The organism is Actinomadura sp. GTD37, assembly GCF_041951365.1.
Classification (GTDB): domain Bacteria; phylum Actinomycetota; class Actinomycetes; order Streptosporangiales; family Streptosporangiaceae; genus Spirillospora.
Genome location: NZ_JBGNUS010000001.1, coordinates 1,738,236 through 1,761,550, shown reverse-complemented (window position 1 = coordinate 1,761,550; position 23,315 = coordinate 1,738,236). Strand labels below are relative to the sequence as shown.

Annotated in this window: 16 protein-coding genes and 1 pseudogene; 3 read left to right on the top strand and 14 right to left on the bottom strand. The window is 74.1% G+C overall.

From position 1 onward, the window contains the following. Positions 1-4: 4 nt before the first annotated feature. Positions 5-1,126, bottom strand: coding sequence for a hypothetical protein (locus tag ACA511_RS08435; protein WP_375023488.1), 1,122 nt, complete (start codon positions 1,124-1,126; stop codon positions 5-7). A 246-nt stretch (positions 1,127-1,372) separates the two neighbouring features. Here ACA511_RS08435 and ACA511_RS08430 point away from each other — a divergent pair, with 246 nt between their 5' ends. Next, complete coding sequence (locus tag ACA511_RS08430) at positions 1,373-1,792, top strand: hypothetical protein (RefSeq protein ID WP_375023487.1); 420 nt, start codon at positions 1,373-1,375, stop codon at positions 1,790-1,792. A gap of 82 nt (positions 1,793-1,874) precedes the next feature. On the opposite strand, the gene ACA511_RS08425 is transcribed toward ACA511_RS08430, so the two are convergent. Together ACA511_RS08425 and ACA511_RS08420 are read right to left on the bottom strand one after the other, a co-directional pair. Beyond that, positions 1,875-2,984 (bottom strand): NAD(P)H-dependent flavin oxidoreductase, encoded by a 1,110-nt coding sequence (locus ACA511_RS08425; RefSeq protein ID WP_375023486.1) that lies wholly within the window; start codon positions 2,982-2,984, stop codon positions 1,875-1,877. Positions 2,985-3,195: 211 nt separating this feature from the next. Further along, complete coding sequence (locus tag ACA511_RS08420) at positions 3,196-4,374, bottom strand: DUF3068 domain-containing protein (RefSeq protein ID WP_375023485.1); 1,179 nt, start codon at positions 4,372-4,374, stop codon at positions 3,196-3,198. A gap of 303 nt (positions 4,375-4,677) precedes the next feature. Between ACA511_RS08420 and ACA511_RS08415 the strand changes: the two genes are divergently transcribed. Both ACA511_RS08415 and ACA511_RS08410 read left to right on the top strand, forming a co-directional pair. Continuing rightward, positions 4,678-5,418 carry a class I SAM-dependent methyltransferase gene (locus ACA511_RS08415; RefSeq protein ID WP_375024712.1) on the top strand — a complete coding sequence of 247 codons (741 nt, stop codon included), beginning with the start codon at positions 4,678-4,680 and terminating at the stop codon, positions 5,416-5,418. Then, complete coding sequence (locus ACA511_RS08410; RefSeq protein WP_375023484.1) at positions 5,415-6,635, top strand: acyltransferase family protein; 1,221 nt, start codon at positions 5,415-5,417, stop codon at positions 6,633-6,635. The genes ACA511_RS08415 and ACA511_RS08410 overlap by 4 nt, the downstream gene beginning before the upstream one ends. A gap of 2,152 nt (positions 6,636-8,787) precedes the next feature. Here ACA511_RS08410 and ACA511_RS08405 read toward each other — a convergent pair. The 11 genes and pseudogenes from ACA511_RS08405 to ACA511_RS08355 form a co-directional block, all read right to left on the bottom strand. Further along, a pseudogene (locus ACA511_RS08405) lies at positions 8,788-10,920 on the bottom strand (alpha-(1->3)-arabinofuranosyltransferase family protein); the annotation flags it as partial. Positions 10,921-10,978: 58 nt separating this feature from the next. After that, on the bottom strand, positions 10,979-12,139 hold the full coding sequence (locus ACA511_RS08400) for a glycosyltransferase family 4 protein (RefSeq protein WP_375023483.1): 1,161 nt from the start codon (positions 12,137-12,139) through the stop codon (positions 10,979-10,981). Further along, complete coding sequence (locus ACA511_RS08395) at positions 12,136-13,020, bottom strand: glycosyltransferase (protein WP_375023482.1); 885 nt, start codon at positions 13,018-13,020, stop codon at positions 12,136-12,138. Before ACA511_RS08395 ends, ACA511_RS08400 begins: the two co-directional genes overlap by 4 nt. A gap of 13 nt (positions 13,021-13,033) precedes the next feature. After that, complete coding sequence (locus tag ACA511_RS08390; protein ID WP_281181612.1) at positions 13,034-13,165, bottom strand: hypothetical protein; 132 nt, start codon at positions 13,163-13,165, stop codon at positions 13,034-13,036. After that, a complete protein-coding gene (locus ACA511_RS08385) occupies positions 13,165-14,871 on the bottom strand; it encodes a hypothetical protein (RefSeq protein WP_375023481.1) in 1,707 nt (568 codons plus the stop codon). The genes ACA511_RS08390 and ACA511_RS08385 overlap by 1 nt, the downstream gene beginning before the upstream one ends. A 33-nt stretch (positions 14,872-14,904) precedes the next feature. After that, a complete protein-coding gene (locus tag ACA511_RS08380; protein ID WP_375023480.1) occupies positions 14,905-17,031 on the bottom strand; it encodes an acyl-CoA dehydrogenase in 2,127 nt (708 codons plus the stop codon). A gap of 69 nt (positions 17,032-17,100) precedes the next feature. Continuing rightward, positions 17,101-18,456, bottom strand: coding sequence for a hypothetical protein (locus ACA511_RS08375; RefSeq protein WP_375023479.1), 1,356 nt, complete (start codon positions 18,454-18,456; stop codon positions 17,101-17,103). Between the two features lie 75 nt (positions 18,457-18,531). Further along, positions 18,532-19,455 (bottom strand): EI24 domain-containing protein, encoded by a 924-nt coding sequence (locus tag ACA511_RS08370; RefSeq protein WP_375023478.1) that lies wholly within the window; start codon positions 19,453-19,455, stop codon positions 18,532-18,534. A gap of 11 nt (positions 19,456-19,466) precedes the next feature. Next, complete coding sequence (locus ACA511_RS08365; protein ID WP_375023477.1) at positions 19,467-20,333, bottom strand: SDR family NAD(P)-dependent oxidoreductase; 867 nt, start codon at positions 20,331-20,333, stop codon at positions 19,467-19,469. Positions 20,334-20,382: 49 nt separating this feature from the next. Continuing rightward, positions 20,383-22,542 (bottom strand): hypothetical protein, encoded by a 2,160-nt coding sequence (locus ACA511_RS08360; RefSeq protein ID WP_375023476.1) that lies wholly within the window; start codon positions 22,540-22,542, stop codon positions 20,383-20,385. Then, positions 22,542-23,294, bottom strand: coding sequence for a hypothetical protein (locus tag ACA511_RS08355; RefSeq protein WP_375023475.1), 753 nt, complete (start codon positions 23,292-23,294; stop codon positions 22,542-22,544). Before ACA511_RS08355 ends, ACA511_RS08360 begins: the two co-directional genes overlap by 1 nt. Between the last annotated feature and the right edge of the window lie 21 nt (positions 23,295-23,315).

The following is a 23,315-nucleotide window of genomic DNA, read 5'->3' as shown; positions in this document are numbered from 1 at the left end:
ATCGTCAGTTGCTGCGCCAGTGCGCCAGGTCGGCGTACCGGGTCGCGACGGTGCTGGTCCAGCCGACGGCCCACACGGTCGTCGTACCCGGGCGGACGGCCATCGCCGCGGGTATGACCGTCGTCCCGGCGGGCTGGGCCAGGGTCTCCTCGGACCAGACGCCCGCGGCGGTGCGGTGGCGCATGGCGCTGCGCCCCGACAGGACCCAGATGCCGCCGGCCCCGTCCGAGGTGACCTCGGTAAGGGTGCTTCCAGGAGCACCGAGGACGTTGGTCCACTTGGTGCCGTTCCAGTGCGCCAGCAGCGACCGGGCGACCTCCTTGCCCGCGGCGTCCGCCACCCGCACGGCGCCGACCGCCCACACGTCGTTGGCGGAGGCCGCGTACACGTCGTGCAGAGTGGACGCGATCTCGCCGCCCTTGACGATGCCGTCGATCGCGGGGAACGGGACATCCGTCCACTTTGTACCGTTCCAGCGGGCGGTGGCGGGATGCCCGTCCGCCCAGCCCACGGCCCACGCGCTGGTGGGCGAGACGGCCGCCAGCGCGCGCGGCTTGATCCCGATGGGGGTGTCGGCCCAGGCCGTGCCGTTCCAGTACTTGGCCGACATGGCGGTGACCGCCCATGTGCTGGCGGGCCCGGCGGTGGCGATGTCGCTGGGCTGGAAGCTCAGCGGGGTCTTGGCCACGGCCCAGGCCGTGCCGTTCCAGCGCAGCAGGGCGTGGGAGTCGCCCGAGGTGTTGAGCTGCGCCGCCACCCACACGTTCGACGGCGACGTGGCCGAGACGGCGTTGAAGCGGTACGCGTTCAGCGACGCGGGCAGCGCCACGTCGCTCCAGGTACCGCCGCTCAGCCGCTGGAAGACCGGCTTGTAGACCGGTGAGTTCTGCACGCCCCCGACGGCCCACATGGTGCCGTCGGGCGCCGAGGCGACATCGCTGAGGCTGCTGCCGGCATCGGCCGTGGGATGGCTCTGGACGATGGGCCACACCAGTTCCGCGGCCGCCGCGACGGAGGACGCCGTCCGCTGCTCCTGCGGGTCCGCCGCGACGATCGCGGTCGTGACCGCGGCCGCGCCCAGCGCGACGGCGGTGCCCGCGACGGCCAGTTTCCTGCTTCTCTTCACTCGTTGCCCCACACTCGAAATGATCTTGCTCGAAGGGCAGAAGGTAGCAGTGGGCCGCGCCGGTTCGCGGGGCTTCGACGATCTTGGTCGGAGAAACTCCGGACCGCCTCGGCATGGAGGAGCGCTCCGTCCGCCACGACGCAGGAGGCGGAGTAATGGTCCGTCCGAAAAGCGGGGGCGGGTTTGCGGAGGCCCGCTCGTGGCACCGCTCGGGGCGAAGCGAGTCACGGAAGGACTGAGCAGGCCATGGCCTTGCACATAGGACGCAGACGGCGCACGACGACGGAGGAGGCGCCCGCGCGGCGGCCGCGGCCGTGGCCGCGGCGGCGCCCGGCCGCGGGCGACGCCGGGAAGACCGCGGTGGTCGAGCGGAAGACGCCGCGGTGGCGGCGCAGCAGGCCGAACCCGATCAGCGCGATGATCATGGCGGCGGGCTGGGCCGCCGCCGCCGTTCTCGCCCTCGGGATGCTGCTGACCTGGGGCGACGCCAACCCGGGCAACGCCCTCGTGGACGCCGTGCTCGACGCGGGCCGCTGGCTCGCCACGCCGTTCCACGACGCCTTCACGCGGACCGACCCCGAGGAGCAGCTCTACATCAACTGGACCCTCGCGGCCGTCGTGTACTACGTCCTGGCGCGGGCCCTGTCCTGGATGACGCGGTTCTGAGCCGGGCGCTGCCCGCGATGTGAGGAGGCCCCGGCCGGCGCTCGGGGGAGGGCGCCGGCCGGGGCCTCTTCGGGGCGGGAGGCTAGGCCTCGGTGATGGTGTTGAGGCGCTCCAGGGACTCGACGTACTCCTCGATCAGGTCGTAGACGACCTGGGCGGCCGGCTTGACCTGGTTCATCGAGCCGACGATCTGGCCGACCGGGAAGGTGACCAGCTCGCCGTCGCCGGACCGCTGGATGCGCGGCAGCGCGTCCGCGATCAGCATGAACTGCAGCGGCATCGGCAGGTAGCCGGGGGACGTCTCGCTCTCCCACGCCTCGGTCCACGCGGTCTTGAGGAAGCGCGCGGGCTTGCCCGTCCAGGCACGGGACCGGACGGTGTCGCGGGACGTGGCGCCGAGCAGCTTCGGCAGGGCCCGCTCGGGGGTGTCCGCCTCGTCCACGGTCAGCCAGATGGAGCCCGTCCACACGCCGTCCGCGCCGAGCGCCATGCCCGCCGCCATCTGCCGGCCGCGGCCGATGCCGCCCGCCGCGAGGACGATGGTGTCCTCGCCGACCGCGTCCACGACCTCGGGGATCAGCACCATCGTGGACACGTCGCCGGTGTGGCCGCCGGCCTCGGTGCCCTGCGCGACGATGATGTCGACGCCCACCTCGACCTGCTTGCGCGCGTGCCGGGCGTTGGACGCGAGACCCGCGACCTTGACGCCGTGCTCGTGGGCCTGCTCGACGACGTCCGCCGGGGGCGGGCCGAGCGCGTTGGCCAGCAGCGCGATCGGGTGCTTGAGCGCCACCTCGACCTGCGGCCTGGCCGTCTGGTCCGTCCAGCCGAGCAGCGCCTTCGTGGCCGTGTCGGTGGACGGCTCGACGCCGTGCTCGGCGAGCAGGTCCTCCAGGAACTTCCGGTTCTCGGCCGGGATCATGCCCTGCAGCTTGCCGAGCATCTCCGCGGCGTCGCCCAGGTCGGCGCCCTCGTACTTGGCGGGCATGACGACGTCCACGCCGTAGGGCTTCCCGCCGACGTTCTCGTCGATCCACTTGAGCTCGAGTTCGAGCTCCTCGGGGGTGAAATGCAGGGCGCCGAGGACGCCCATGCCGCCGGCGCGGCTCACCGCCGCGACGACGTCGCGGCAGTGACTGAACGCAAAGATCGGGTATTCGATGCCGAATAGCTCGGTGACTCGTGTCCGCACAGCTTCGACCCTAGGCGCGTGCCCGCAAAACTGCAACAGGTTCTACTTACGAATCTGGGGAGCGGGCCACGACCGAACGCTGAGGACGGCCGATGCCGTCGGCACGGCCCGGCGGACGACCGGACTAGAACACGTATCAGCGGGGGCGACCGGTGGGGACGTCGTCAGGGCGCGGCGGTACGGGCGGGTGCGGAGCCCGCCGTGGCGCGGGTCAGCGGCGCTTGGAGGGGCCCGCGGCCCGGCGCTGCTGGCGCTGGCTGCCGGGCGGCGGACGGCGGCCCGGCGGCGACGCCGAGGGCGGCGCGGCAGGACCGGCCTGCGGGTCCGGCGGGGCGAACGGGCTCCGCGGGCCTGGCGACTCCGGCGGCGCGGACGACCCCGGCGGGGCGGGCGGCGCGGGCGGGGCCACGTCGCCGAACTTGCCGTCGGCGCGGCGGGGGGCCTCGATGGGCGGCGGCTCGCGCCGGGCCAGGCCGAGGAAACCGCCGACGAACAGCAGGAGCAGGCCGAAGAGGACGGCACCGGCCGGAACGTAGCTGCGCACCATGTCGATCTGCAGCGCCTTGCCGTTGACCATGTCGACCATGGCCTTCTGGTCCTTGTCGACGCTGACGAGGTCGGCCTGGGCGACGACCATCTTGCCCTTGCCGTCCGCCGTCTGGACGGTGCTGCGGATGTTCTTGCGGTGCTTCACCGGGATGCCGGTGCGCGGGTCGACCCAGACGCTGTTGTACGCCTCGGTGTAGCGGTCGACCTTCTGGTTGCCGGCGTCCTCGGGCAGGCCCAGCATCTTGGCGGGCAGCTTGGTGTCGAGCGCGGCGGTCTTCGTCAGCGGGATCGTCTGGGTGAACCGGTACGTCGTGAGCCCGTGGACCTTCTCGACCTCGCCGAACACCATCGGCGCCGCCTGCTTGGTCGTCGTGTCGAAGAACGGGTAGTCGCGCTTCTGCACGTTCCCGAGCGGGAACAGCAGCCCGTAGCCCGACATCCGGACGGTGTTGTCGCCGTCGACGTTGACGCCGCAGCAGTTGACCAGCACGCTCGTACGGCGGTCGAAGGCGATGCGGAAGCCCTGGATCTGGACGGGCGTGTCCGGCTTGGCCTGGTCGTAGATGTTGGTCGTGGAGTCCCAGACCGCGATGTCGCCGTCGCCCTCGTTCGCGCGGACGTCACCGCGGACGGTGTTCTTGGCGAGCAGCGTGACGCCCGTCTTCACCTTCAGGTCCGCCTGGTCGAAGTACGTGGCGCCCTTCGACTCCAGGAGGGTCACCTGGTACTGGTTCAGGGGCGCGACGATCACTTGGTCGGCCACGTAGAAGCGGACCAGCGGCGCGAGCGCGAGGAAGAAGGCACCGAGGCCGATCAGGACCAGGCCGACCGGTCGCCGCATGAACACCTCCGGGGGCTGCCGTGTCAACGGCCGAGGGGCCGGGTCCGGCATGTCCGGAATACCCTACAGGACCCTTGAAACCGTCCGTCCAATAAGGCCCGGCGGTGCGACCAGGGTAAGCGCCGACCGCCGCAGGGAGGACACCGTGCCCCCCACTTCGGGCCGCCGGCCCGCGCACGCGGGGGTGGAGCGGCTGCCGCTGGGGTGTACCGGCCGGTAAGCTCCCCGTTACTTCGGCGATGCGACTTGGTGAGGTGGGCCTTGGCCTCGGCGGCACACGGTCAGTCCGCGGCGCCCGGGCCGCTGCTCGTCCCCCGGCACTGCGCGACGCTGGCGCGGTCGGTACGGCTGCTGAGCGCGTTCCGGCGCGAGCGGAGCGAGCCCGAGTACTTCTACGACCTGATGGCACGCGACGCCGTCGCGCAGCTCGGCTCGTACACCGACCTGGACGGCGCCACGGTCATCGACGTGGGGACCGGCTTCGGCTTCTCCGCGCGCGCGCTGGCCGCCGCCGGGGCCCGCTGCACCGGGATCGACCACGACCTCGGCGAGCTGACGGCGCACGGTTCCCGGGAGCCGAACCAGCTCGTCGCCAGTGCGCTGGAGCTGCCGTTCCGGACCGGGGCCGTCGACGTGTGCTTCTCGTCGAACGTCCTGGAGCACGTGCCGGAGCCGTGGCGGATGGCCGACGAGATGGTGCGGGTGACGCGGCCGGGCGGGACGGTGTTCCTGTCGTTCACCAACTGGCTGTCCCCGTGGGGCGGGCACGAGACCTCCCCGTGGCACTACCTCGGCGGCGACCGGGCCGCCCGCTGGTACGAGCGCCGGACGGGGCGTCCGCCGAAGAACCGGTACGGACTCACCCTGCACCCCGTGTCGGTGTCGTCGGCGCTGGCATGGGCCCGGCGGCGCGACGACGTCGAGGTCCTGGACGCCCTGCCCCGCTACCACCCGCGCTGGGCGGAGGGGATCGTCCGCGTCCCCGGCCTGAGGGAGATCGCCACCTGGAATCTCGCGCTCATCCTGCGGAGGAGGGACCCGTGAGACCGGCGCCGCCGCCGATCTCCGGCCACCAGGACACGCTCGACGGGCTCCGGGCGGTCGCCGCGCTCGCCGTCCTCGTCTTCCATGTGGCCAGCGCCGCCGGGTCGATCACCAACCCGGACGGGCCGCGCTGGCTGTTCAACGGCGGCCAGATCGGCGTGCCGATCTTCTTCGCGCTGTCCGGGCTGCTGCTCTACCGGCCCTGGGCGGCGGCCGTCCTGGACGGGCGGGCCGCCCCCCGCACGGTCGAGTACCTGCGCAAACGGGTGTTCCGCATCCTGCCCGCCTACTGGGCCGTGATCGTCGTCTACATGGCCACGGCGGGACGGGACCACATCGGCGACCCCGTCACCTGGGCGTCGCTGCTCACGCTCACGCAGACGTACCTGCCCGACCCGTGGTGGGACGGCGCGCTCGGACCGGCGCATCTCGGGCAGTTCTGGAGCCTCGTCGTCGAGGCCGGGTGGTACATCACGCTGCCGTTCACCGCGGCGGTCCTCGGCTGGTACGCGCGCCGGGTGCGGACCCACGACGTGGGCGTCCGGGCCAGGCGGCTACTGACCGGCATCGGCGTGTACGCGGCGCTGTCGCTCCCCTGGACGGCCGCCATGTTCGTCCCGGAACGGCACTCGGGGATGGGGCTGTGGCTGCCCCGGTACTTCTGCTGGTTCGCGATCGGGATGGCCCTCGCCGTCGTGACGGTGTGGGCCCGGCTGGACGAGCGGCGCCCGGTCGCGGCGCTGTGCCGGGCCGTGTCGGACTCGTGGGGCGCGTGCTGGGCCGCCGCGGCGATGCTCTACGTGGTCGCGGCGACGCCCGCGGCGGGCCCGCTCAGCCTCCAGACGCCGGACCGGTTCTGGACGTCCACGCTGCACCTCGTCGCGTTCGGGCTGTGCGCGGCGGCGCTGGTGGCGCCGGTCGCGCTGGCGCCGGCCGGGCAGCCCGCGCTCGGCGCGATCCTCGGCAACCCGGTGATGCGGTTCCTCGGCCGGATCTCCTACGGCGTGTTCCTCTGGCAGCTGCTGATCATCGTCTCCTGGTACGACGTGACAGACCGGGGTTTCCGCGGCGACGTCGCGACGGATCTCCCGCTGATGGCTGCGGCGTCCATCGCAGCGGGGACCCTGAGCCACTACCTGGTGGAGCGGCCGGTCCAGGCGCTGACCCGGCGCCGGGACCGGGCCCGTCCGGCCCCTGTCCGGGCGCCGTCCAGCTGAGCGGGATCGGCCCGCCGGACGAGCCGCCGGACGGCTTCGGCCGCCACAGCTCGACCGCGACCCGCCCGACGACGGCGAGCCCGAGCAGCTGGGGCGCGATGTCGCCGACCGGGCCGGCCGGGGACGCGGGGTTGTCGAGCAGGTCCAGCCACATCGCGGCGGCGAGGCAGCCGGTGCCGGCGAGCATGAGGATCGCGATCGTCCACGGGGAGGCGAGCGCGCGCAGCACGGCGGAGCGCCGGGTGCGGGCCCAGCCGCAGACCGCCGCGACGCCGAGGGTGACGGCGAGGCCGGGGACCCCGGCGATCCAGCCGCCGAGCGCGGCGGCGAGCCCGATCGCCGCCCACGCGGGCCAGCCCGTCCCGGCGACCGCGGCGCGCGGGCCGGGGCGGCGGCCGCCGCCCGCCCGGCCCGGCCAGACCGCGGCGATCAGCAGGACGACGAGCAGGTTGAGGCCGGCGACGACGGCGATCCGCTGGGCGCGGTCGGGCGTGTAGGTCAGCTCGACGACGCCGCTGGTGCCCGCGGGGACGACCCAGCCCTGCTTCCATCCGTCCAGCCGCACGGCGCGCAGCTCGGCGCCGCCCGCGGTCGCGCGCCAGCCGGTGTTGAAGTTCTCGTTCACGGTGAGGAACGAGGCGGTGGCGGCGTCGACCTCGACCTTGCGGGAGCTGGAGCCCCAGCTGACGACGTCGACCTGCTGCGGCGGCCGGGCGGCGGTGTCCGGGCCGGGCTTCGCCCCGACCGTCACGGTGTCGACGCGGTACGTGTCGAACGGCGCCGACGCCAGGTGGTTCTGGCCCTTCGCGAGCACGGCCTGCTTGCACGCGCTGAACCGGAGGGGGCGGCCGGCGAGCAGGTCGCCGAGCGTGCCCGTCGCCTTCGTCTGAATGGTCCCGGCCTGCCCGGCGCCCGCCCGGCCCGCGCCGGTCTGGTTCGCGGGCGGGGCGGTTCGCAGCTTCGGCCCGTAGCCGCACGGGAGTTCCAGCGGGTAGGTGCGCACGTCCGGGAACGGCTTCACGCCGGGGACGGTCAGCTCGGCGAGCTGCACCGGCTGCGTCCGGCCGTCCCGGAAGAAGGTGACCGTCAGCCGGCCGGTGGTCATCGGCGCGAACGACAGCGTGCCGTCCGCGTCCGACAGGCCCTCCCGGCTCTGGCCCTTGTCGCCCTCGACCCGCAGCCGGACCGGGCCCGCCGCGCCGGGCGGCCGCGTCACCGTCACCTTGGACACCCGCTCACGGCCCGTCCACTGGACGGTGTAGGTGGGCTCCGCGTCCTTCTCCCCCGCGATCCAGGACGTCGCCGGGTCGCCGTCGAAACCCGATCTCGCCTGGTCGGCGGGGTGGCCGGACAGCGTCGAGCTGGCGGCGACGACCGGCTGCCCGTGCACGGCCGTGTACCGGTCGACGAGCTGCTGGTCGGTGAGGACGGCCGTCCCCGTGACGGGCGCCTTGCCGGTCACCGCCGACGTGAACGTCCGGTCGAAGCCCGCGCCCTCCTCGTCGCCGGACGCGAGGGACGGCGAGCACACCCACCGCGCGCTGCCCCGCATGCATTCGCTCATCGCGCCCGGCGCCCGGTTCATCACGTAGGTGGCCGGGCCCTCGATCCCGGCCGGGGCGGGCATCGTGTAGGTGCGGGTCGGCGTGACGCCGCCGACCGCCACCTCCGCGATCGCGGCGCGGGCGAACGCGGGGACGATCGGCTCCGAGGCGAGCGCGGTGATGCGCAGCCGGAGCCAGCGGGTCGGGCCGTCCGGCGCGCGGAGCGCCTGCGGGTTCGCGCTCTTCCGCACGTCCTGTTCGAGGGTCCCGTGCTCGGTCTCGACGGCGACGCGCGAGACGGGCGGCCCGAGGGCGTCGTTCTGCACGAACGTGGCGGTCAGGTTCCGGACGTCGCGGGCCCGGTCGAAGTCGGCGCGCAGCCACTGCCCGGACGGCCCGTTCCAGCCGCCCGTCTCCCACGCGGTCAGGCGGTTGCCGTCGAACGCGGCGTACGGGGTCGCCTCGGGCTTGCGGGCCTGCGGGATCGCCTCCTCGCCGGACGCCGACGTGGACGCCGTGACGTCGCGGAGGCCGCCGCCGTAGGCGACGTGGGTCGTGTACCGCTTCCAGCCCTTGTCCAGGACGTCGGTGGCCTCGCCCCGCTGCGCGGCCGACAGGGTCTGGGACGTCTGGTGCAGCTCGCCGAAGTTGCGGTTCAGCAGCCGGGGCGAGTCGGTCACGACGGGGGCGCCGCCCAGGCCGGGGCCGTCGTCGTCCAGCAGGACGGGCCCTTCCGGGAGGGCCTCGTCGTCGGCCATGGCGAGCAGCGACTCGGGCCCCCCGTAGACGCGGACGGGCTTGGTCGCGTCCGCGAGGTTCACGACGTCGGCGGCGCTCTCGACCTCGTAGACCTCCAGCGGCGGGTAACTCTGGTCGACGGCCGTCACCGCGTCGTCGTTGCCGCCGCCCACGGGCGCGCCGAACGAGGCGACCCGGCGCATGCCGGGCGAGTCGCCCAGGGCCTGGTGGAGGCGGGCGGGCCAGGCGCCGCGCAGCGTCTCCCGCCGCAGGTCATTGCGGACCAGGACGTACCGGACGCCCATCCGGCCGAGGAAGCCGCTCAGCCCCGGCGAGCCCTGCCCGGAGCGCACCTGCTGGTCGATGGCGTCCAGCGCCCGCGTGTAGCCGGGCGACCCGGCCGGGACGAGCTGCCGGACGCCCCACCGCGCCGTCAGCAGCGGCTGGACGATGTCGTCCATCGGACGGCCCCACAGGTACTCGCCGAACGGGGCGCCGGGCACGGCGAGCACGCCCTGCTGCCCGGCCCGCGCGTTGATCCACGACGCGGCGTCCCGCCAGTACTTCGGCACCTCCTTGAAATCGCCGGGCCCGGACAGGCCGTGCGAGACCGCGGTGAGCCCGATGCCGCCGAGCGCGACGGCGGCGGCGACCGGCAGGCTGGCCAGGGACCGGGGCGAGAGGCGGAGCGCCGGGCCCGCGCCGTCGCTCAGGCCGCGCAACCCGCCGTCGCGCGCGCCGCGGACGTGCCGGACGCGCCGCCCGGCGGCGGTGAGCAGGTGCGCGAGGCCGAGCGCGAGCGGCAGCCGGACGACCGCGTCGAACTTGTGCAGGTTGCGCAGCGGCGCGAGCGGGCCGTCCAGCAGGTCGCGGAGCTGGGCGGCGAACGGGCCGGGGAGGTCGCTGATGTGGCCCATCGACACGATCGCCACGCCGGTCAGCAGTGTGAGCAGCAGGAACGTCCGCTCGGGGAGCAGCCGGCCGAGCAGCCCGGCGAGGCCGAGCGCCGCGACCACGCCCGTGCAGACGATCGGCACGGGGCTGAGCGAGAGGCCGTGCCCGACCGGCCACCAGACCTGGCCGTCCACGATGAGGTAGTTGACCCAGCGCTCCGCGCCGCGCAGCACGTTGATCAGGCCGGTCGGCCCGGTCGTCGTCTCCGCCTTCTCGGTGTAGGTCAGCCAGGAGAACCCGTACGTGCCGGTGAGCAGCAGCGGGGCGAGCCACCACGCGGTCGCGGCGCCCGCGGCGGCCGTCCACCAGGCGAGCATGCGGACGCGGAACGACCCGCGCGGCCGCGTCACGATGTACATGAACGGGACGACGAGGACGGCGATGGTCGCGGTCGCGTTGATCCCGCCGCAGCAGGCGATCGCGAGCCCGGACCGGGCCGCGGCCTTCAGCCGTCCGCTCTCCCCGGACGCCGCGCCGGCCAGCGGCAGGACGATCCACGGCAGCATCGCGAGCGGCAGGTACTCCGAGGAGATCTGGCCGAGCGTGGCCAGCCCGTTCGGCGCGAGCGCGTAGGCCATCGCGGCGAACATGCGGGTGCCCTGCCCGCGCCCGTCCGGCCCGGCGCCGCCGATGCCGAGCCGCCCGGCGAGCCGCCACGTGCCGGCGAAGGCCAGGCACATCAGCAGCGCCAGCCAGAACCGCTGGGAGATCCAGGCGGGCAGGCCGATGACGTCGCCGAGCGCGAAGAACGGGCCCATCGGGAACAGGTAGCCGACGGCCTGGTTCTGCAACTGGCCGAACTGCTCGGGGTCCCACAGGTGGAGGGCGCGGCCGAGGAACCCGAGCGGGTTGACCGCCATGTCGATCTTGGTGTCGGCGAGGATGGCGCCGGGCCGGGTGCCGAACGCGATCGCGGTCAGCGCCAGGCAGCACGCGAGGGCGCGCAGCCGCTCGCGCAGCCGCGCGGCCGCGTCGGGCCCGGCCGGACCGCCGGGGGCCGGCCGGCCGGCCGCGCCGGCGCGGGGCGGATTCGCCTCTCCCACGGCCATGCTCGCCCCCTGCCCCTCTCCGTGTGCGCTGCCGGGATTCTCCCTGTTCTCCCGGACGTCAGCCAGGGTGCCCGCCACCGTACCGGCGGCCGCCCGCAGCGCGGACGGCGACGCCGATCAGGTCGCCCATCCGGTCGGCGGTGCGCGCCCAGTCGAACTCTGCCGCCCACCCCTGACATTCTGTTGCCAGTTGATCGCGCCGCGTGGGATCGTCCAGCTCCTTGAGGGCGCGCTCGACGACTCCGGCCTGGTCGTCCCCCTGGTGGACGAGCCATCCGGTGATCCCGTCGCGGACGGCGTCGCGCAGGCCGTCCACGTCGTGCGCGACGGTCGGGACGCCCAGCGCGGCGGCCTCGATCACGCTCAGCCCCCACCCTTCGCCCTGGGAGGTGCTGAGGTGCAGGTCGGCGCGGGCGACCAGGGCCGCCTTGACGTTCTCGGGGACGTATCCGTGCGCGATGACGACGTCGTCCAGGCCGCGCGCACTGATCGCGGCCTTCAGCGCGGGCGCTTCAGGGCCGTCCCCCACGATGTGGAGCTTCAGCTCAGGGCGGGTCTCGGCGAGGCTCTGCGCGAGGTCCAGGAGGAGGTTGAGGCGCTTGTGCGGGACGAGACGCGTCACGCACACCAGATCCGGCTTTCCAGCAGGGACCGAGACCGCGCGATCGGGTTCGACCACGGACGACCCGTTGTGGACGACATGGGCGGGCCCCGTCCACCCCAGCCTTTCCCTCACGGCGCGCAACGTGGACGGCGAGACGACCACGAACGCGTGCCGCCGATACGTCCAGCGGCTCACGGGCCCTTCGAGCACTCGCCCGAGCCAGGCCAGCCATCTGGGGAAGTACAAGCCGAACTGGGCGTCGTGCACATGGTGGATGACACAGAACACCGGTACACGGCGAGGCAGCACCCACGGCGTGAAGAACGGGATGCCGTTCTGGCAGTCGATGACCGCGTCGAAGCGACGGCGATGCCCCAGCATCCAGAGCAGGACGAGCGGGTAGACGGTGAACCGGCCGCCGAGGCGCACGAACTCCACGCCCTCGGCCCGTTCCCTGCGCTCCTGCCCCGGCGCCCTGCACGTCACATAGTGGACGCGGGCTCCCTGCCCCGCGAACCTGCGGGCCAGCTCCCACGCGTAGCGTTCGGCGCCGCCGGCGGCCGGATGCCAGGGGTCCCGCCAGTTGACGACCGCCAGCCGCAGACCCGCGCTCATCCCGACTTGGCGCTCGACGTCGATGCCCGCCCTGGGAGTGCCTCCGTCGAGACGGCCTGCTCCGGAACGGTGACCGGCGCCGGGCGCGGCTCGGGGAGCTTCGGCTCGGCGAGCATCGTCCGGATCGGCACGACGGGGATGATCGGCGTCCCGGGCACGCGGAACCCGGCGCGGGCGCGGATGCGCGCCAAGTCCAGCAGGCACTGCACCGAGTGGCGCCGCACCGAGAACGTCGAGCCGGGACGGTCGCGCCAGACCACCGGAATGGCCGTCACGGACGCTCCGCGCCGCACGCAGTGGGCCAGCAGCTCGACGTCGAAGGAGAAACCGGTCGTGCGGAGCTCCTCCGCGGCGGCCCGCCCGAGCGGCCCGTCGAAGAACTTGAATCCGCACTGGGTGTCCTGGATGCCGCCCACGAGGTCGCGGACGATCCGGTTGAACGTGATGGCGCCGAGCCGCCTGACCGGCAGCGCGTATCCCTGGACGACCGACCGACCGTGGCGCCTTGACCCGACCACGACCGGGCGGCCCTCGCGCAGCAGGACGATGGCTTCGTCCAGCGCGGCGAGGTCTGTTGCCATATCGGCGTCCATGAACCCCACGTACGGGGCCCGCGTCTCCAGCAGCCCGGCCCGGACCGCCGCCCCCTTGCCCCGGCGTTCGCAGCGCACCAGCCGCACCGGCACCGGACCGTCCCAGGACCGGACGATCCCGGCCGTCCCGTCGGTGCTGGCGTTGTCGACCACGACGACCTCCGCCCGCAGCGGCAGGCCGGCGAGCTTGTCGCACAGCAGGGCCAGCCCCGCCGGAAGCCGATCGGCCTCGTTGCGGGCGGGAACGACGATCTCCAGGAGGGCGGGGCCGTCACGCCGGGTCCCCATCAGGGCCTTCAGGTCACCGGGAGCCGTAGTTGTACAGCGGCTTGATGACCGGGTCCTGCTGGGAGGCGTTCACGAGCTGGACCGTGCCGAACGACGCTCCGGCGGCGAGCAGGACGCCGACCACTGCGGCGATGGCGATGCGCATCAGGGGGTCCTTCGTCGGTGGTTGGGGCTGCGAGCCTTGATACTGCCGAGTAATGGAAAGCTCAGAGTAGTACCTGGGGCCAGGATTGACCAGAAAACGACCAGACTCACGATGCCCCAGGCGGCGACGACGGGCGCTGCGGGCACACGCTCCCCGGCTGCCTCGACGGCCCCGTCGATCCGGTAGACGACGAGGTCAGCGCCTCGCAGCACCTCGACCGCCGCACCCGACGGCGCGACCGCGCCGGCCCCCCGGGTCTCCGCGTCGACGACGACGTACCGTACTCCCTCGTCACGGAGCGTCGCGGCGGGCGGCGCCCCGGTCCTCGCGACCGGCGCGAGCCGGACGGCCCTCGGGTCCTCCTGCGGGACGGTCGTGCCGCCCACGGTGACGGCGTCGTCCACGATGACGCGCCGGTGCAGGTAGCGGGGCAGCGGGTCGAGCACACGGCGACCGTGGTTCCAGGGGTAGCTCCGGTACGACGCCCACGGCAGGACGAGCACGTCGCCCTTCGCGGGGTCGCGGTCGATGATCTGCCGCGCGCGCGCCCAGTCGTCCGGATAGCGGACGGCCCGAAGCTCGCCCGCCGCGCCCCACGCCAGCGTCGGCAGCAGGATCACCGGCACGACCGCCGCCGCGGCGGCCGCGCCCGGCCACCTCGCCTCGGCCGCCCGGTCGGCGGCCACCCCGAGGCCCACCGCGACCACGACGGCGAGCGGCGCCGCGTACTGCTGCCCGTCCCGCAGCACGGCGAACCCCGGCCAGAGGCCGATGAGCCCTTCGAGGACGGGCGCGGCGACCGCGCCGAGCGCCGCGATCGCGAACCCGGCCACCGCCGCGATCGCCGCGCCGCGCCACCACACGGGCTCCCGGCCCCACCGCCAGTACGCGGCGAGCGCGACGACGACGACGAGCAGCCAGATCGCCGCGGTCACCGGCGCCCCGTACCCGGCCGGGACCGTCTCGCCGTTCCACACGCCGCCGAGCAGGAGCAGGCTCCCGAGCGTCCCGAACGGCGTGTCCGCCCTGGCCGCGAACAGGTCGACGGCCGCGCCGTCCCCCGGCAGCCCCGCCGGGCGCAGCACGCCGGGCACCAGCCACGGCAGGCTCAGCACCCCCGCGGCCGCGACGACCCGGAGACCGGCCCGCGCGCGGCCGGTCGCCGCGGCGACGGCGAGGGCCGTGATGCCGGTGACGGTCAGCGCCGCGAAACCTCCGATCGCGGCGGGGAGCAGGGCGCGGACGAGGCGGCGGCCCCCGCCGGGCTCCTCCGTGCGGGCGGCGGCGGACACCACCCAGGGAAGGGCCGCGTAGCCGAGCAGCAGCGCCCACTGGCCGAGGAGGAGCCGCTCGGCGACGAACGGGTTCCACGCGTAGCAGACCCCGGCGGCGAGGCGCGGCAGGAGGCGGCGGGACGGCACCAGCGACGCCGCCGACGTGCACGCCATGACGAAGACCGCCAGCAGGACGAGCTTCTGCACGACGTCCGCCGGGACGACGGCGGCGAGCGCGGTGACGAACGCGTCGCTCGGGACGTGCCTGGGCACGACCCCGGTCAGACCGAACGTCATGTCCGTGAACGACGGGTCGGGCACGAACACCATGTCGTACGACAGCACGAACCCGGGCCCGAGCCCCGGCCCGAGCGCCGCAAGCCCGAGCCCGAGCCCGGTCAGTGCGGCCACGAGGTGCCGTGTCCGCTCCATCAAGGTGTCCGCTCCCCCATGTGAGCCTGGACGCTACCCCACCGGCTCGGGGTCGCGCGGCAGCCCGAGGATGCGCTCGCCGATCACGTTGAGGTTGACCTCCGTGGTGCCCCCGCCGATGGTCATCGCGCGGGACGCGAGGAGGTAGAACGTCCAGCGGGCGCGGAGGTCGTCCTTGCGGCCGCCGGTCAGCGCGCCCTCCTCGCCGAGGAGGGTGAACCCGAACTCGGTGACGCGCTGGCCGTGCTCCATCGCCACCAGCTTGCGGACGTTCGCCGTGGCGCCCGGGTCCGTGCCCGAGAGCTGCTTCAGCGTGGCGCGGAGGCCGAGCAGGTTGAACGAGTGCTCGTCGCAGACGAGGCCCCCGAGCCCGTCGCGGACGACCGGGTCGCCGTCCGCGCCGAGCCCGGCGGCGAGTTCGAGCAGCTTCGGCAGGTCGCCGCCGAGCTGGAAGCTGCGGGTCAGCCCGACGCGCTCGTTGGCGAGCGTGGTGCGGGCGACGCGCCAGCCGGCGTCGACGGGGCCGACGACGAGGTCGTCCGGGACGAACACGCCGTCCAGGAACACCTCGTTGAAGACCGCCTCGCCGGTGCACTCGCGCAGCGGGCGGACCTCGATGCCGGGCGACGCCATGTCCACGAGGAAGTAGGTGATGCCGTCGTGCTTGGGCCGGTCCGGGCTGGTCCGGGCGATGCAGATCCCCCACTGGGACTCGCGGGCGAGGGACGTCCAGATCTTCTGGCCGGTGATCTGCCAGCCGCCCTCGACGCGCTCGGCGCGGGTGCGCAGCCCGGCGAGGTCGGAGCCCGCGCCCGGCTCGGAGAACAGCTGGCACCAGATGATCTCGCCGCGCAGCGTCGGCGGCAGGAACCGCTCCCGCTGCGCGGCCGTCCCGTACTGGACCAGCGACGGGACGACCCACGCCGCGATCATCAGCGGCACCGGGCGCACCCGCGCCGCCGCGAGCTCCTGCTGGATCACGATCTGCTCCAGCGGCCCGGCGCCCCGGCCCCACGGCTCCGGCAGGTGCGGCGTGACCCAGCCGCCCTCCGCCATCGCGGCGCGCTGCTCCAGGGGCTCCATCGCGGCCAGCTCGGCGACGCGGGCGCGGATCTCCGCGCGGACCGGCTCGGCGTCCTCGGCCAGCTCGATGCTCATCGCCCGCCGGACGCCCCGCACCGCGAGCGCGGCGACGGCGGCCCGGTGCTCACCGGCCCGCCCCATGAGCGCGCGGAGCGTCATGGCCCGCCGGTAGACGAGGTGGGCATCGTGGTCGTAGGTGTAGCCGATGCCTCCATGAACCTGGATGTTGCCCTCAGCGCAGGTGACCGCGGCGTCGGCGGCGAGCACGGCGGCGACCCCGACGGCGTAGGCGCGCTGTTCTTCGGGCTCGTCCAGAGCGCGCGCGGCGTCCCAGACGGCGGCCCTGGCGCGCTCGACCGCGATGAGCATCCGGCCGCACTTGTGCTTGATGCCTTGGAACTGGCCGATCGGACGGCCGAACTGCTCGCGGAGCTTCGCGTAGGCGACGGCGTCGTCCAGGGCGCGTCCCGCGACACCGCACGCCTCCGCACCCAGCAGGACGGTGGCGAGGGCCTGGGCGTCCGCCCCGGCGTAGAAGCGGTCGACGGTCACGCCGTCCACGGTGACCGAGCCCACGGGACGCGTGATGTCGAGCGACTCCAGCGCCCCTACGGTGACGTCCTCCCGGTCTAGGACGACCCAGCGGTCACCGGCCGGAAGCACGAACAGGTCGGCGAGCGGGGCGCCCAGCACGGGCTGGACCACGCCCGAGACCGTCGAGCCGTCGACGTCCAGGCTGCCGGACAGCGCCACCGCGGCGGTCCGGGTGCCGTCCGCCAGGCCGGGCACGCCGGCCCCGCACGCGTGCAGGATCGCCGACGCCAGAACGGTCGGCGTGTACGGGCCCGGAGCGAGGACACGGCCGAGCTCCTCCAGCGCGACGGCCTGCTCCAGGATCCCGAACCCCTGGCCGCCGGCGTCCTCGGGCAGGTGCAGGCCGGGGAGCCCCTGCGCGGCGAGCGCGGGCCAGAACCCGGCGTCCGCCTCGCGCGCCGCCCGCGCGGGGATGTTCCGCTCCGCGAACCCGCGCACCGACGCCGCCAGCGCCTCGTGCTCCTCCGTCAACCCGATCGCCATGGCCGCACCTCTCCTCGGACGTGGCCACAGCTTATTAGAACGCCATTCGGTCGGTAAGGGCGTGCTCCGTCAGGACGCGATCTTCAGATGGGCGAGGAACTCGTTCACGTCCGGCCAGCGCTGCTTGTGCGTGTTCGGCATCGAGGCGAACACCACCGCGGGGGTCTTGCGGCCGGTGTCGATCACGGCGGTGGCGACGACCTCGCCGGTCGCCCGCACCCCGTCCCGCCGGTAGGTCAGATACGAGGCGACCAGCCAGCCCCGGTGCCCGTCCACGGTCAGCGCCTGCGACGCCAGCGGCGCCGACTTGTGCGGGAACGCGTAGTACTGCGCCTCCTGCGACTGCGCGACCAGCGCGGCGACGTTCTGCACGCTCTCCGGGCCGTCGTAGGCGCTCACCAGGCTCGGGTGCAGCGTGCCGGTGAGCAGCTGGCCGTACCAGAGCTGCTGGGGAAGCCGCTCCGTCACCAGGATCTGCTGCCCGGACCATCCCGCCGTGCCCAGCTTGTTCTTCTTCGTCGGCACCTGCCAGGGCGCCGCGAGCCGCGGGTACGCCAGCCCGGAATGGGCGTCGGTCACCATGCCGAGCATCCGGCTCGGGGTGCCGCGGAACTTCGCGAGCGCCTTGTCCGGCGGCGGCTTCACCTGCGCCGCCTGGGACTCCTCCGCCGCCGCCCGCTTGTCGGCCGTGCCGGACGGGGTCGAGGACCCGTCGTCACCGCCGCCCTTGACGAAGAAGACGGCGCCGGCCGCGATCAGCGCGACCACGAGCAGCCCGACTCCGCCGAACAGCATCAGCCTGGACCTGCCGCCGTCGCCGTCCAGGCCGCCGTCGCCGTCACGGCGGTCGCGGCGGTCGCGGCGGTCGCGGGGCGGCTTCGGCGAGCCGCCGAGCTTGGCGTCGGCGGACTCCTCGTCCGCCATCCAGTCGGGCATCTGCCAGTTGCCGCTGCTCGGCTTGCCCGGCTTGGCGGGCTGCCCCGACCCGGTCGGCACGGCCGGCACGTAGTTGGAGCCGGGGCCGTCGGAGTCGTCCGCGCCCTCGTCGAAGAGCGAGCCCTCCCACTGGGGCGCCTCGTCCTCGGGGACGGGCGCGACCTTGACGTCGTCGGCGGCGCGGTCGCCGGAGCTCTGGGACGGGGGCTTCGCAGGCGCCGGGGCCGCCTCGGGCGCCGGGGGCTCCGCGGGGGCCGGGGTCTCCTCGACCTTGCCCCACACGTCGTGCGACGGCGCGTCCGCACCGAAGTCGGCGGGGTCGGCGGGGCCGGCCGGCGCGGGCATGAACTCCTCGGGGACCTTGGGCTCGGGGAAGGCCACCTGCGGTCCGGTGGCGCCTCCGGCGCCGGGCGCCTGCCCGGACTCGTCCCGCGGCTCGCTCTCGCTCATATCGGTCCAGCGCACACCGCGCTCCCCCTGATCGGACATGCGGCACACGTTACGCCAAGATCAGGACTGGCCATCCCGTGCGCAATCACGCTCAGGACACATCTTTCTATCGCCTCAGTGAGGGTTCGTCATGCCGCCGTCACCCGCGGCGAGCGGCGGGTCGCCGGCCAGGCGCTCCCTCGCCATCAGGGTGGCTCCCGCCACCGCGCCCGGCATCGCCAGCACCGCGCCCAGCGGAATGAGGAACACCACAAAAGTCGCGGCGCCGAACCCGACCACGAGCGGCCGGTCGGCCCTCATCCGCGCGAACCGCTCCTTGCGCAGGATCCCGCGCCGCTCCAGCGCGACCGAGCTCAGCTCCCCCGCCAGGAAATAGCCCGACACCAGCGCGGCGACCACCGGGACGACCGTCTGCCCGATGACCGGCAGGAACCCGCACGCGAAGAACACGACCGCGAACGCCAGCGCGATCACCGCGATGATCAGCGTGTCCTTGACCGCCCGGCCGATCTGGACGAGCAGCGGGACGTCCGGCTCCGGCGGCGCGCCGCCCTGCGACTCCTCCACCCGGACCGCGATGGCCTCGTAGAACGGGTCCCCGACCAGCAGCGTCACCGCGGTGAACGTGATCATCGCGAGGAACAGGGCCGACCCGTACAGCGCGATGCCGGCGACGACCCGCGCGGACGTCCGGGCCGCGTCCGCCCAGCCGTCGGCGAACCCCGTCACCCACCCGGCCAGGTCGTCGATCCGCAGCGCGAGGAAGACCAGCGCCGCCGCGTACACGGCCAGCACGATCAGCGCGGGGATCAGCCCGAACAGCCACTGCGCGGGATGGCGCGCCATCCATCCGATGCCGCGCAGCAGGTAGCCGGCGCCGCCGAACAGGTCCTTGAACGCGGACGGCTTCGGCGGCTGCTGCGGCTGCTGCGGCTGCTGCGGCTGCTGCGGCTGCGGCTGCGGCTGCGGCTGCGGCTGCGGCTGCGGCGCCCTGTGCGCGTGGCTGTGCTGCGGGCGGCTGTGCTGCGGGTGGCTCACGCACCCAGACCCTATAGGGAGGGCAACCCAACAAGACGGGAAGAACGGTCCCAAACCGCTCGCTGGAGGTCCGGATCCTTCAACGCGCCCGCCTTCGGCAGCAGCCCGGCGCCGGGCGTCGAGCTGTGGAAACCGCCGCTCCGCCGCTCGAACTCCTCGTCCAGCGCCAGCCGCAACGCCATCCGCGCCCCCTGCGCGGGCGTCCGCAGGAACGGGGTGCGCGCGAGGAGCGCCCCGACCCGTCCGGCGCCGGGCACGTCCCTCAGCAGCCCGGTCGCCACGGCGCCCGGACAGACCGCGTTCACCGTGACCCCGCTGCCCTCCATCCGCCGCGCGAGCTCCTGCGCGAACAGGATGTTGAGCAGCTTCGACCGCCCGTAGACCCGCATCGACTCCGCCGGCCCGTACGGCCCCGGCTCGGCCAGCCGCTCCACCTCGAACCGGCCGGCCTGCCGGTGCGCCTCCGACGCCACGATCACCACCCGCGACGGCGCGCCCTTCTCCAGCAGCCCCAGCAGCAGGTTCGTCAGCAGGAACGGCCCCAGATGGTTCGTCGCGATCATGCGGTCGTACCCGTCCGCGCTCTCCTTGGCCCGCAGCAGGTGGACGCCCGCGTTGTCGACCAGCACGTCCAGGTGGCCGAACCGCTCCTCCAGCGACGCCGCGACCCGCCGGACGTCCAGCTGCACCGACAGGTCCCCGAGGAACGTCTCGACCCGCGCGCCCGGCACGTCCCGGACCAGCTCGTCCACCGTCGCGGCGGCGCGCAGCTCGTTCCGGCAGACGATCCCCACGAGGAACCCGGCCCGCGCCAGCCCCCGCGCGATCTCCTTCCCGATCCCGGACGTCCCCCCGGTCACCACCGCGATCCTGCTCATCCCCCCACCGAACCACCCCGCCCATCGCCCGGCAAGGGACGAACGGCCCTCATCCCTCCCCCGTCGCCCGCCGCCGCAGCGTCACCCAGAGCACCAGCAGCAGCCGCTTCCACTCGGGCATGAGCAGCCGCATGAGGAGGTCGTCCCGGATCCCCCGGTGATCGCGGCGGGTCCCCGCCCAGGCGCGGGCGAGCTCGACCATGAGCGTCCGCCTCTCCGGTTCCTGCTCGGCCACCGCCGCGAACAGCGAGACGATCTTCGGCCGCAGGTCCGGGCGCGCCGCCGCCGTGTCGAGCCAGAGCATGACCGTGTCGGGTACGCCGCCGAATCCCGCGTCCGTCCCGACCTCCACGGCCAGCATCACCGACCACGCGGGGGCGCACGGCGCGGGCGCGACCGCGCCGGGACCCGTCAGGACCAGCGCGAGCCCGTCCGCGCCCCGCTCGGCCGCCAGCTCCAGGAACAGCGCGGCGCCGAACAGCGCGAGCTGCTTCCCGTACGGGGGCGGGCCGTCCCCGGCGCGCGCCCAGCCGAGCGCCGCGCCGACCACCGCGTCCCGGTGCCCGGACGCCAGCCGCAGCGCCGCCGCCAGCGCCGCCGAGCGGACCGTGTCACCGCACACCGCGAGCCGCTGGACGGCCCCGAGCACGGCGGCGGCCCGCTCCGGCCCGACGCCGTCCGGCATGTCGAGCAGGATCCGCAGCGCCGTGGCCGCGAGGCGGGCGGCGTCCTGCTCCGAGTCCGACCCGGCGGCGGCCCCGCACCACCCCAGCGCCGCCTTGAACACCTCCTCGCCGTGCACCCGCGCCAGGTCGGCGGCCGCATCGGCCACCTCGGCGCGCACCTGGTCGTTGCCGGATTTCGCGAGGTGCTTGAGCCGGGTCATCGCGATCGACGGGTACGTCCGGCCCAGTTCCTGACAGACCCGGACGATCACCAGCTTCAGCGTCTGCCGCGTCTGGCGCTCCGTGGACCACTCGTACAGCTGCCTCCGCACCCGCCCGCCGACGCCCGGGTGCAGGCAGGTCCCGGCCAGCGCCAGGTAGGCGAGGTCCGCGTTCCCGCGGTCGGCCCATCCGCGGGCGATCCGGAAGATCCAGGCGGGCATGTCGTTGTCCGCGGCCAGGTCGGCGAAGACGGCGGCGACCCTGCGCTGGAGCGCGGCGTCCAGCATCACGGCCTCGTCGGCCGGCAGCTCCGACAGCCAGGCCAGCAGGTCGGTCCGCACCAGCGGATAGTCCTGGCAGACGTGGCGCAGCACCGTGGACGCGTAACCGTACCGGCGGAATTCGAGCCGGTCGTCCACACGGTCCGCGCCGAGCAACTCGCTCAGCGCACCGGACGGGCACCAGGCCAGCCCGCCGCCCTCCACGTTGATCCGGAGGTGGCGGGCCAGCGACAGGGCGGCCCCGTACACCCTCGACTCCGTCGCCGGCGTGATCGCCGCGGCGGCGATCAGCAGTGTCTGGTCCCGCAGCCCGGAGGACTCGGCGAACCACGCGCGCAGCTGCTCCGCCCACCGGAGATAGGCGCGCTCGGCCTCCGTCGCGTCACCGGTCTCCCACACGAGGTCGGCGAGGCGGCGGGCGTCCCCCGGAGACGCGTTCTTCAGCAGTTCCGCCGCGCGGGGCCAGCCCGGCCACTCGGTACCGCCCAGACCGCGGACGTCGAGGCGGCGCCGGTAGACGGCGTCGGCCGCCGGCGGTTCCACGATGATCGGCTGGAGGAACTCCGCGGACCGGCGCACCTCCGCCGCGGTCCCCACCATGAGCAGGCAGCTGCCGGGGCTGGCGCGCACCGACTCCTTGCAGGATCGCAGGCGCGACTCGTCGTCCTCGTCGGCCGCGCGCAACAGGTACCCGCGCTCCACGCTCCAGTCCGTGTCGCGGGTCTCGGCCGACGAGAAGGGGATGATGGGCAGCTCCGGGCGGAGTTCGCGCAGCGCGGCGACCGCCGTGGTCGTGACCCCCGCCCCCTTGGGCCCGGCGAGCGCGACCACGCGGTCTCTCCTCAGCGCCTCCACGATCAGGTCGTGGTTGCGCACGCGGACGTAACCCGCGACCCGGTCGCGGATCTCCTCCTCCGCCAAGCCCATCACCCGCCGCGCGCGCTCGGCGCGGATGTTCATGTAGAGGTCGCCGGAGACCGTGTTGCCGAACGCGCTGACCGCGTTGTCGCCACTGATCGTGACGTCGTTGATCTCCGTCATCACCGCTCCAGCTTGAAGTCGCCGGAGACCGTGTTGCCGAACGCGTTGACCGGGTTGTCGCCGCTGATGGTGGTGCCGCTGATGGACGTCCCCGACGCCGGCGGCGGCACGGGCGCCCGGTCGGCGCCGGCCTGCTCCGCCGCGCCGTCCGGCCGGCCCTTCTCGGACGGCGCCGGCACGTACAGGTAGGCCGGCCTGGCGTACTGCTTGACCTTCGCCTCCACCTCCGTGAACTGGCTCCCGCGAAGCGGGGTCCGCCCGCCGGCGACGAAGTCGGTGAACAGTTCCCGCGAGACCATGAAGGCCGCGAAGGTCACCTCCGGGTCGCTGTGTTCGAGGGCGTCGCGCAGCGGTCGGCTGTCGACGAGGCGGCAGACGTCGATGACGGCGGTGGAGAGGCCGGGCGCGTCGGGACGTTCGTCGTCCACGAGCCCGACGTGGAGCGCGACCCGGAGCCGCAGCCGCACCCCCCGCGCACGGAGCCGGGGAGCGCACTCGGCCAGCGCCTCCTGGAGGCGCCGCGGGAAGGGATCGATGAGCGCGGGCACCGCCTCATGCGGCAGGACGGCGAGGATTCCGTCCCCGGTGCTCTGCATGAACCGGACGTTCTCCCACGTCCGGCCCAGCCCGCTGCCCGTGGCGGCGACGCCCAGCACACGCCGGATCTCCAGGTGGACGTCCGGTAGCTCGACGTCGCGATGAGCGCTGAACTTCTCGGCATCCACGACGAGAACAGCGCGGTATTCGTCCATATGGCCTCCAGAGCCTGCGGA